This is a genomic window from Oceanobacillus luteolus (genome assembly GCF_042678205.1).
Classification (GTDB): Bacteria; Bacillota; Bacilli; order Bacillales; family Amphibacillaceae; genus Oceanobacillus; species Oceanobacillus luteolus.
This window is the reverse complement of the sequence record NZ_JBHUDE010000119.1, coordinates 1-9,454: the sequence shown is the minus strand read 5'-3', so window position 1 is coordinate 9,454 and position 9,454 is coordinate 1. Positions and strand designations below refer to the sequence as shown.

Sequence of the window (9,454 nt, the reverse complement as noted above, 5' to 3'; positions counted from 1 at the left end):
GCGTATTCAAGAAAAATTAGGCTACCAATCTCCAATAGAATTTCGTGGAATGGCAGCCTAAGAAGGTGTTTTATTATTGTCTCAAATTGCTATGTCAGTCTAATTATACATAGCTTTTTATACAAGCTTATAACGGATTGTCCTATTTTGCCACTCTATTATAAATTCTAATATTATAGTGGAGGAATGCGCCTCTAATTCCAGAGGTTTTCAACAATGTCCTCCTTACTCGACTACCATTTTTCAGTGACTTCACTTTTCCATCACTTAAATACAGTGCAACGAGCCCTTTTGGAATGAATTGATGGAATTCAGGATCAGGCAGGACCTGCAACCGTTCTTCCGCCATTAGAAGAAAATATTGTATCCGCTCCACTAATTGAACATCATCACGATAAAAACTGCAGAAATTCAAGTCCCCTTCCTTTTCATCCTCTTCCTGGTCAATATAATAATCAAGTAAAATATGTAAGCCTTGTACAGCAGGAAAATAACTATAAATAATTTTCTCTGCTAAAGTTTTTGTCAGTTTACCAGACAATGTGTAAGATACTAAACAAAAAATTCCTATCGTTGAACCAGACACAGCAGCAAACTCGTACCAACTTAATCCAAGGGCTTTCTCTCTATTCTCCAAATACCATTTTACCAGTCGTGGTACTCTTTCATCCATCTTTACATGTTTATGCACTTGGAGGTCTGCATATAAACCTTCTAACATTAAACAATAATCACGACAGAGCCCATAGGCTTCTGCATTATCCAAAACACCCTGACATGTAAGTACTAGTTCAGTCAAATATCCTCCATCTTCTTGCTCTTCGCGATATGTATAATAGTTTTTTACCGGAGCACCAGGGATCAAAGCATCTTTCATCGCTTCATGTAACATACGAAAATCCTTCGGGTCCAACGATGTACTACGATCACAAAGATTATCCAAGTAGTCACTGATTGTCTGATAAGCGACAATAAACCGGATTGCTTCTTTACAATGTCTGCCAGCTAGTAATGCAAATACACCCCCACCCTGGCAGTGGAACGTTTTGGAATGAATACTTGCTAGTGCTTGTTTTCTCAGCTCCTCGTCTGGAATCGCCTGCGCCCTTTTCTTCCAATAATCCAGTTCTTCATCTATTAGGGGGAATAACTTGTTAAAAACATTGTCCAGTAATCCAAATGCCGAATTTGGTACATGCATTTGTCATAGCCTCCACATAGTTTCGTTATTCTAATCCATTTTGATATACTATCCTTATATTATCTACATACTTATGAAAATAATACAAGGGAGCGTTAAAGAATGATTGATCATTATCAAGGGGTCTATCCAACTATTCATGAATCCGTTTTTGTAGCTAAAAATGCAGTGATTATAGGGGATGTAACGATTGATGAAGAATCAAGCATATGGTTCCACGTAGTCATCCGCGGAGATTTGTCTCCTACTCGTATCGGGAAACGAGTAAGTATACAAGATCTCACTGTATTACACCAAAGTCCAAATACCCCCCTTATCATTGAAGATGATGTTACAATCGGGCATCAGGTTACTTTGCATTCATCAATCATTAGAAAAAATGCGTTAATTGGTATGGGAGCAATTGTACTGGACGGAGCAGAAGTTGGTGAGAATGCTTTTGTTGCAGCGGGTAGTCTCGTACCACCTGGTAAAAAAATCCCTCCGAACACCTTATATATGGGGAATCCAGCAAAATTCGCAAGAGAACTCACGGAAGCAGATTATCAGGAGATGGAGCGGGTCCGAAAGTCATATGTGGAAAAAGGTAAATATTATAAAGAACATACAAGTTTAGGCAGAATATAAGAAAAAGAGCTGTCCGGCTAATCCCTGACAGCTCCTACTATTTTATTCTTCATTAACTATTTTTTGTAAGTCCTCTACCTTATCTAAACTTTCCCAAGGGAAGTTAATATCCGTTCTGCCAAAATGTCCATAAACAGCGGTATTCTTATAGATCGGCCTTCTTAAATCAAGCATTTGAATAAGACCTGCGGGACGAAGATCGAATAGTTTTCTAACTGCTTTCACGAGTAATGCTTCGCTAAATTGACTTGTGCCAAACGTATCAATACTTATAGATACAGGTTCAGCTACACCGATTGCATAAGCAAGCTGGACTTCACATTTATCCGCAAGGCCTGCCGCCACAATATTCTTCGCAACATAACGAGCCGCGTACGCTCCTGAACGGTCCACTTTTGTCGGGTCTTTTCCACTGAAAGCGCCCCCGCCATGACGAGCATATCCACCATAAGTGTCGACAATAATTTTTCTCCCCGTTAAACCTACATCACCCTGAGGACCACCGAGCACGAAACGACCAGATGGATTAATGAAATATTTCGTTGCTTCATCCAGCAACTCATTAGGTACCACCGGTTTAATAACATGTTCAAGAATATCTGATTCAATTTGTTCGTTTGAAACTTCATCATGATGCTGCGTAGATACTACAATCGTATCCACACGAATCGGTTGGTTATTCTCATCGTATTCAATGGTGACTTGTGTTTTTCCATCAGGTCTTAAATAGTCTAACACTCTATTTTTTCTTACATCAGCTAAACGTTTTGCTAGTTTGTGTGATAAGTTGATGGGAAGCGGCATATATTCTTCTGTTTCATTTGAAGCATACCCAAACATCAACCCTTGGTCACCTGCTCCAATAGCTTCTACTTCCTCTTCCATCTTCCCTTGCCGTGCTTCAAGTGCTTTATTTACACCGCCGGCGATATCCGGGGACTGTTCATCGATAGCTGTAATGACAGCACAAGTCTCCGAGTCAAATCCATATTTAGCCCTTGTATATCCAATTTCTTTTATTGTTTGGCGTACGATTTGAGGTATATCCACATATGTCTTTGTAGAGATTTCCCCCGCAACAAACACCATTCCAGTTGTTACTACTGTTTCACAGGCTACACGAGCTTCAGGATCATTTTTTAAAATTTCATCTAGAATTGCATCCGAAATTTGGTCGGACATTTTATCAGGATGTCCTTCAGTTACAGACTCTGAGGTAAATAAACGACGATTTCCAGCCATAGGGCTTGTTCTCTCCTTTGTATAAAATGTAACGGAACCTGTTATTCAAAGGCCAAGGCGTAAGCGCCCGTTTAGGGACGTTCAGACTGCGCCCCACAGGACGTGGGGTGGTTTGACGTTGCCCCAGGATGGGGCGTTCTTAGTCGAACTTCCCTTCCCTTTCAGAGATAAAGGAAACACGACGAACGAAGAGAGTCGATGTTGACTTATCGTACGGAGGGACGGGAAGTCTGGGCAGTCCCTGGGCGCTGGAGCCGGACGAGGCTATACCTGTCTAATTATCCACATATAGTAAAATTAAATTACCTATGCAAATAAAATAAAAACCTTTCCACATACATGAGGAAAGGTAAGACAGCCTTTCACTCTTATTGATCAAGGTTTTACCTTGCATCAGGTTAGCACCTTTCACGAGATGTGAGGTTGCTGGGCTTCATCGGGTCTGTCCCTCCGCCGACTCTGAATAAGAGAGGATCCACTCTAAATTACATATAAAAATAGCATATGCAAAAAAATGATTTTGTATCGTGGGTTAGTATAGCATACGTGAAAAAAACTGGCAAATATAATTCGATAAGCATTTCCAATCACGCTACCCATTTGTTACAATTAAAACACCAATTAAATGAAAAGGAGGTTATTTATTTATATTTGTAATCGTTTCCTGATATTTTAGGTAACGCTTTCTCAGTAAATGCGTATGTATGATATAAAAATATTTCATATTAGTGTGGACTATTTAATTTAATGTGTTATACTAATAGCATAATTAAGATCATCGAAAAGGAAGCTTGGGATGTTTCTTAACAAAACCTTCTAAAGGCAGGAGAATGAAAATGAAAATGGTGGATAAATCCTTGACAACTCAACTGTTGAAACATGGGAATTTAAAACAAAACCTATCGGTAGCACGTCTAGTCGAACGGATTTTAGACAGGAAAGAAGGCGTATTAACATCTACCGGTGCAGTTACAGCAACTACTGGTAAATATACAGGACGCTCACCAAAAGATAAATTTATCGTTAAAGACGAAATTACGGAGAGCACAGTAGATTGGGGCAGCGTTAACCAACCGATTGATGAAGCTTCCTTCGATAAATTGTATCACAAGGTTATTGATTACCTAATGGATAAGGAAGAAGTATATCAATTTAAAGGTTATGCAGGTGCAGATAAAAAGTATCGCTTACCAATTCAAGTGTTTAATGAATTTGCATGGCACAACTTATTTGCACGTCAATTATTCATCACACCAACAGAAGAAGAATTGAAAAACCACGAAGCTGAGTTTTCTGTCATTTCTGCTCCAAACTTCAAAGCAGATCCAGAAATCGATGGAACAAATTCAGAAACATTTATTATCATTTCTTTTAAAAAGCGGATTGTACTCATTGGTGGTACAGAGTACGCCGGAGAAATTAAGAAGTCTATTTTCTCTGTCATGAACTATGTATTACCACAGCAAGATGTTTTATCGATGCACTGCTCTGCGAACGTCGGTCAAGAAGGTGACGTTGCTTTGTTCTTCGGATTGTCTGGAACTGGTAAAACAACGCTCTCTGCAGACCCTTATCGTCGCTTGATTGGTGATGATGAACATGGCTGGAGCCCGAATGGCGTTTTTAATATCGAAGGTGGCTGCTATGCAAAATGTGTTAATCTATCAGAAGAAAAAGAGCCACAGATTTTCAATGCCATCCGATTTGGCTCCGTATTAGAGAACGTAGTCATTGATAAAGAAACAAGTGAACCGGATTATGACGATACGAGTTTAACAGAAAATACTCGTGCCGCTTATCCTGTTGATAATATAGATAACATTGTTACACCAAGCGTGGCGGGTCATCCAAATACAATTATTTTCTTGACAGCTGATGCATCAGGCACCCTGCCTCCTATCAGTAAACTGACTAAAGAACAGGCGATGTACCACTTCTTAAGTGGTTACACAAGTAAACTCGCGGGTACAGAGCGCGGGGTAACAGAGCCGGAAGCAACATTTTCTGCTTGCTTTGGATCTCCTTTCTTACCGCTTGCACCAGCTAAATATGCTGACATGCTTGGACAAAAAATCGATCAATATGACTCAAACGTATTCCTCGTGAATACTGGTTGGACAGGTGGGTCTTATGGCGTTGGTAGCCGAATGAAATTATCCTACACTCGTGCCATGATCCACGCTGCACTGGAAGGTGAATTGAATAATATTGAAACAACGGCTGATGAGATCTTCGGCTTGCAAATTCCTGTCCATGTGGCAGGTGTACCTGACGAAGTGCTTATTCCGAAAAATACATGGGAAGATAAAGCTGCTTATGAACAATCCGCAAAAGAACTCGCTATGAAGTTCCATCAAAATTTCGAGAAATTCGAGAATGTAAGCGAAGCAATTAAGGCAGCAGGCCCAGCGTACAAAAACTAATCATTGTATCCTCATCCCAAAAGGATAATTATAGAGAAGAATATACAGCTATTATTGCTGAAATCCCGGAACATTATTTGTTCCGGGATTTTTTTATTCCCCCACCCTACCAATACTGCACAAAAATCACGTCTGGGCATAAACTGTAGTTGACTATCTAATACAATGCGAAAGGGTCGGACATGATGAAAAAAATAACCAAGGGGTTGCTTATCCTCGGATTTTTATTTCTTCTCTCTGCCTGTCAGGAGCAGAGCGTTAAAATTAATCTTGCTGAGGTTACCCGCTCTTTATTTTACGCCCCACAATACGTAGCTTTGGAGCAAGGTTTCTTTGAAGAAGAAGGTTTGGAGGTTGAATTACAGACAACCTGGGGTGGTGACACAACCATGACAGCTCTACTTTCCGGTGGTGCAGATATTGCATTGGTCGGATCGGAAACTTCCATTTACGTTTACGCTCAGGACTCCCGTGATTATGCAGTAAACTTTGCGCAATTAACCCAAACTGATGGTACCTTCCTTGTTGCAAAAGAAGAGTATCCAAAATTCACATGGGATGATATGAAAGGAAAAGAGTTCTTAGGTCAACGTGTCGGCGGTATGCCACAAATGGTTGGAGAATTCGTACTGAAGAAGCATGATATCGATCCTCACACAGATCTCATACTTGATCAAAGTGTTGATTTCGCAAATATTCCTAGTGCCTTCCAATCAGGAAACTATGAATTTGTACAATTATTTGAACCTACTGCAAGTGTATTTGAACAAGAAGGCCAAGGACATATTATTGCTTCGTTTGGTGAAGAGTCAGGTAAAGTACCATACACTGTCTTTATGACAAAGGAAAGCTATTTGGAAGATAATCAGGAAAATGTTGAGAAATTTACAAGGGCAATTTATCGTGCGCAAAAATGGGTTGCCGAAAACGATGCATCGACGATAGCCGAAGTGATTGCACCTTACTTTGAAGATACAGACTTAGATATCCTCACCTCATCCATCGAACGTTACAAAAGCCAAGGTTCATTTGCGGAAGATCCTTTCCTAGATGAAGAAGAATGGGAAAACTTAAAAACAATCATGGACGAAGCTGGCGAACTACCTATCGATGCTCCATATGATGATTTAGTTGATACAAATGTTGCCGAAGAAGTGATGAATGAGTAGGAGGTGTAGAAATGCCAATTTTGGAGCTTCGAGAGGTCAGCCATTACTATTTCACTAAAAAAGGCTATACTAAAGCGCTTGAAAACATCAGTTTTTCCATGGAGGCGGGTCAATTTATTTCTCTTCTTGGACCAAGCGGCTGTGGAAAGTCAACGATCCTCTCCATTGTTGGACGATTGCTTGAGAACACATCAGGCAAAGTCCTTATCCATAATGAACCAATAGATAAGAATGAAGCTGAAATAGGATATATGCTGCAACAAGATTACCTATTTCCTTGGAAAACAGTTCTCGATAACGTTATGTTAGGACCAAAAATCCAAAAAAGGCAAAACAAAGAATTAGAGGACCGGGCAAAAAAACTGTTGCAGGAAGTTGGTTTAGGTAATGTATTATCCCAATATCCGAAAGAGTTATCAGGTGGAATGCGCCAGCGCGCTGCACTCGTAAGGACTTTAATGAACAACCCAGAAATATTCCTTCTCGATGAGCCCTTCTCCGCTTTAGACTTTCAAACAAAATTGAAACTTGAAGACCTGGTTGCGACTATTCTTAAAAACTACCATAAAACAACAATCCTTGTGACTCATGATATTGGTGAAGCGATTGCTATGAGTGATTCCATCATCATTATGCATGCAAACCCCGGAAGAATTGCACATGTGTATGATGTACCAGAGGTATTACGAAATGAAACTCCGATGATTGCAAGAAAACATGAAGCATTTCAACCATTATTCGATAAAATTTGGCAAGACCTTGAAGAAACAGAATCAAAGGAAAAAATAGGTGACTCGACATGAAATTAACGAAGGATGAAAAGCTCTTTCAACAATATCAAAGAGGCTTACTAAAAGAAAAGAGAATTGTCTTTACTTGGCAGTTGAGCATTGCTGTTATTTTCTTTTTAAGTTGGGAAATTACTAGCCGGTTTTACATCATCGATCCATTACTGTTCAGCTCACCGACGAAAATTTTTGAATTGATTATAACGAGAATTTCTAATGGCACGATGTTCTCCCACATTTCTATTACTTTATTTGAAACGTTACTAGGATTCCTTATTGGAACAATCGGTGGAGTTTTAATCGCAACCTCATTATGGTATTCTGACCGATTCGCCAACATTATGGATCCTTATCTCGTTATTTTCAATGCCATGCCTAAGGTCGCTTTGGGTCCCATACTCATTGTTGCTTTAGGGCCAGGATATATGTCCATTATTGCGATGGGATTCATCATTTCGGTCATCGTTACGACCTTGGTTGTCTATCGGGCATTCCTTGAAGTTGACCAAAATTATACGATGGTACTTCGAAGCTTCGGAGCAACGAAATCACAAATTTTTAAAGAAGCCATTTTTCCAGCAGCATTACCTGTAATGATTTCTACTTTAAAAGTAAATGTCGGTTTATCTTGGGTAGGGGTCATTGTTGGAGAATACCTTGTATCTAAACAAGGACTTGGCTATTTAATCATTTATGGTTTCCAAGTATTCGACTTTACTTTAGTCATGTCAAGTCTGGTAATTATCGCAATTCTAGCTGCCTTAATGTATAAAGGAGTGGAGAAGTTAGAACATTGGCTAATCAGACATACGAAATAAAAGAAATCGTCTTTTGCAAGGCGATTTCTTAGCTTTTATTATGTTCTTTAATAATATAGTCAATAGCATAATCAATAACCTTATCTTTCATAATAAAGCTATACTTCGGATTATGGTTGACATTATTTGGTATATTGTCGATAATTACAGGGCCTTCCGTTTCGAAATAAGTATCCCGATCATTTAATTCTTCAATTTCTGCATAATAAATGTTTTTGATGACATAATCCTTTCTGCCATCTACATAATATTGTCCGATGTATTGTAGATGTGATGCTTTTCCACCTGTCTCTTCCATCACTTCACGAATACCAGCTTCCTCAGCAGTTTCACCTTCTTCCACTTTTCCGCCTGGAAATTCCAACCCCCGTTCCTTATGTCTCGTCAATAACCATTTACCCTGATAGCGACAAATAATCAGTACATGCTTAGGCTGTTCAGAAAAAGGATGATCCTTAAAAGACAGATGCACTTCATTATTGTAATAATCTCTAAATTTTATCAAAAAACACACGACCTTTGATGATTATTATTCCTCTTCTTTTGTCATTATATCGTTAAAAGTTGGAAATTGCTCTTTCTTTGTTTCATCCGTTTTACTTTTTTAGTACTATCCTCAACAGATCACGTTCAAAAACACGTCTTAGAGTAAGGATTTAGATAGACGCGGATGGCAATGAAATCAATTATTTAATATACTCTTACGGATTACATAAAAAAAAGAGGGAGACCCTCCCCGCTGCTTTAAACGAGATGGTCTCCAGGTTTATCAATAATGTCAAGCGATTGGATATGTTCTTTTGCTTGCTCATCACCCAGCTTATAAAGCAAGGAGTACAATTCTTTAAGATTTTTGTCATACTTGGCATTTTCTGGTGTATCCATTTCAGGATAATACGGGATATGGGCCCTCAAATAACTTCCTCGACTGGCTCCGTCCATGTTTTCCAACTTTTCTCTAACTTGATTCAAGTCTCCTTCATCTGCATAAAATGCAAAATTCGCATTCGTGTCAGCTGTATTCTCATCAACAATACTACCGTTTGCTATATTCAAATAATACTTCTTTTTCATATGGTCGTCCTCCTCGTATATTATGTTTAGGCACTTAGTTTCCGCCTATTATTTCCCTTGTTAATCAACCTGTTGATATGTCAAATGACTTGGACGCTCTGGGATATTCCTA

Annotated in this window: 9 protein-coding genes and 1 riboswitch; of the genes, 5 read left to right on the top strand and 4 right to left on the bottom strand. The window is 39.1% G+C overall.

The annotated features are described in order from the left end of the window. Positions 1 to 142 precede the first annotated feature (142 nt). On the bottom strand, positions 143 to 1,201 hold the full coding sequence (locus ACFSBH_RS13345; RefSeq protein WP_379597978.1) for a tetraprenyl-beta-curcumene synthase family protein: 1,059 nt from the start codon (positions 1,199 to 1,201) through the stop codon (positions 143 to 145). Between the two features lie 102 nt (positions 1,202 to 1,303). On the opposite strand from ACFSBH_RS13345, the gene ACFSBH_RS13340 reads away from it, so the two are divergent. Continuing rightward, a complete protein-coding gene (locus ACFSBH_RS13340; protein ID WP_251512984.1) occupies positions 1,304 to 1,828 on the top strand; it encodes a gamma carbonic anhydrase in 525 nt (174 codons plus the stop codon). Positions 1,829 to 1,870: 42 nt separating this feature from the next. On the opposite strand, the gene metK is transcribed toward ACFSBH_RS13340, so the two are convergent. Continuing rightward, on the bottom strand, positions 1,871 to 3,070 hold the full coding sequence (gene metK, locus ACFSBH_RS13335; protein WP_251512986.1) for a methionine adenosyltransferase: 1,200 nt from the start codon (positions 3,068 to 3,070) through the stop codon (positions 1,871 to 1,873). A gap of 365 nt (positions 3,071 to 3,435) precedes the next feature. After that, a riboswitch (SAM riboswitch) is annotated at positions 3,436 to 3,540 on the bottom strand. Between the two features lie 366 nt (positions 3,541 to 3,906). Between metK and pckA the strand changes: the two genes are divergently transcribed. The 4 genes from pckA (at position 3,907) to ACFSBH_RS13315 (ending at position 8,268) form a co-directional block, all read left to right on the top strand. Beyond that, on the top strand, positions 3,907 to 5,493 hold the full coding sequence (gene pckA / locus ACFSBH_RS13330; protein WP_251512988.1) for a phosphoenolpyruvate carboxykinase (ATP): 1,587 nt from the start codon (positions 3,907 to 3,909) through the stop codon (positions 5,491 to 5,493). A 185-nt stretch (positions 5,494 to 5,678) separates the two neighbouring features. Continuing rightward, on the top strand, positions 5,679 to 6,662 hold the full coding sequence (locus tag ACFSBH_RS13325) for an ABC transporter substrate-binding protein (protein ID WP_251512990.1): 984 nt from the start codon (positions 5,679 to 5,681) through the stop codon (positions 6,660 to 6,662). Between the two features lie 11 nt (positions 6,663 to 6,673). Beyond that, complete coding sequence (locus ACFSBH_RS13320) at positions 6,674 to 7,465, top strand: ABC transporter ATP-binding protein (RefSeq protein ID WP_251512993.1); 792 nt, start codon at positions 6,674 to 6,676, stop codon at positions 7,463 to 7,465. Further along, on the top strand, positions 7,462 to 8,268 hold the full coding sequence (locus tag ACFSBH_RS13315) for an ABC transporter permease (RefSeq protein ID WP_251512994.1): 807 nt from the start codon (positions 7,462 to 7,464) through the stop codon (positions 8,266 to 8,268). The genes ACFSBH_RS13320 and ACFSBH_RS13315 overlap by 4 nt, the downstream gene beginning before the upstream one ends. Before the next feature lie 28 nt (positions 8,269 to 8,296). Here ACFSBH_RS13315 and ytkD read toward each other — a convergent pair whose 3' ends face one another. Together ytkD and ACFSBH_RS13305 are read right to left on the bottom strand one after the other, a co-directional pair. Then, the gene (gene ytkD, locus ACFSBH_RS13310) at positions 8,297 to 8,773 is read right to left on the bottom strand and encodes an RNA deprotection pyrophosphohydrolase (protein WP_251512997.1); all 477 of its coding nucleotides are present in this window, start codon (positions 8,771 to 8,773) and stop codon (positions 8,297 to 8,299) included. A 239-nt stretch (positions 8,774 to 9,012) separates the two neighbouring features. Beyond that, entirely contained in the window at positions 9,013 to 9,342 is a 330-nt protein-coding gene (locus ACFSBH_RS13305; protein WP_251512999.1) for a hydrolase, read from the bottom strand. Positions 9,343 to 9,454: the final 112 nt, after the last annotated feature.

Excerpts from the sequence above, each read along its gene's own strand:
- ACFSBH_RS13345 (WP_379597978.1), bottom strand. The coding sequence starts at position 1,201 with ATGCATGTACCAAATTCGGCATTTGGATTACTGGACAATGTTTTTAAC.
- ACFSBH_RS13340 (WP_251512984.1), top strand. The coding sequence starts at position 1,304 with ATGATTGATCATTATCAAGGGGTCTATCCAACTATTCATGAATCCGTT.
- metK (WP_251512986.1), bottom strand. The coding sequence starts at position 3,070 with ATGGCTGGAAATCGTCGTTTATTTACCTCAGAGTCTGTAACTGAAGGA.
- pckA (WP_251512988.1), top strand. The coding sequence starts at position 3,907 with ATGAAAATGGTGGATAAATCCTTGACAACTCAACTGTTGAAACATGGG.
- ACFSBH_RS13325 (WP_251512990.1), top strand. The coding sequence starts at position 5,679 with ATGAAAAAAATAACCAAGGGGTTGCTTATCCTCGGATTTTTATTTCTT.
- ACFSBH_RS13320 (WP_251512993.1), top strand. The coding sequence starts at position 6,674 with ATGCCAATTTTGGAGCTTCGAGAGGTCAGCCATTACTATTTCACTAAA.
- ACFSBH_RS13315 (WP_251512994.1), top strand. The coding sequence starts at position 7,462 with ATGAAATTAACGAAGGATGAAAAGCTCTTTCAACAATATCAAAGAGGC.
- ACFSBH_RS13305 (WP_251512999.1), bottom strand. The coding sequence starts at position 9,342 with ATGAAAAAGAAGTATTATTTGAATATAGCAAACGGTAGTATTGTTGAT.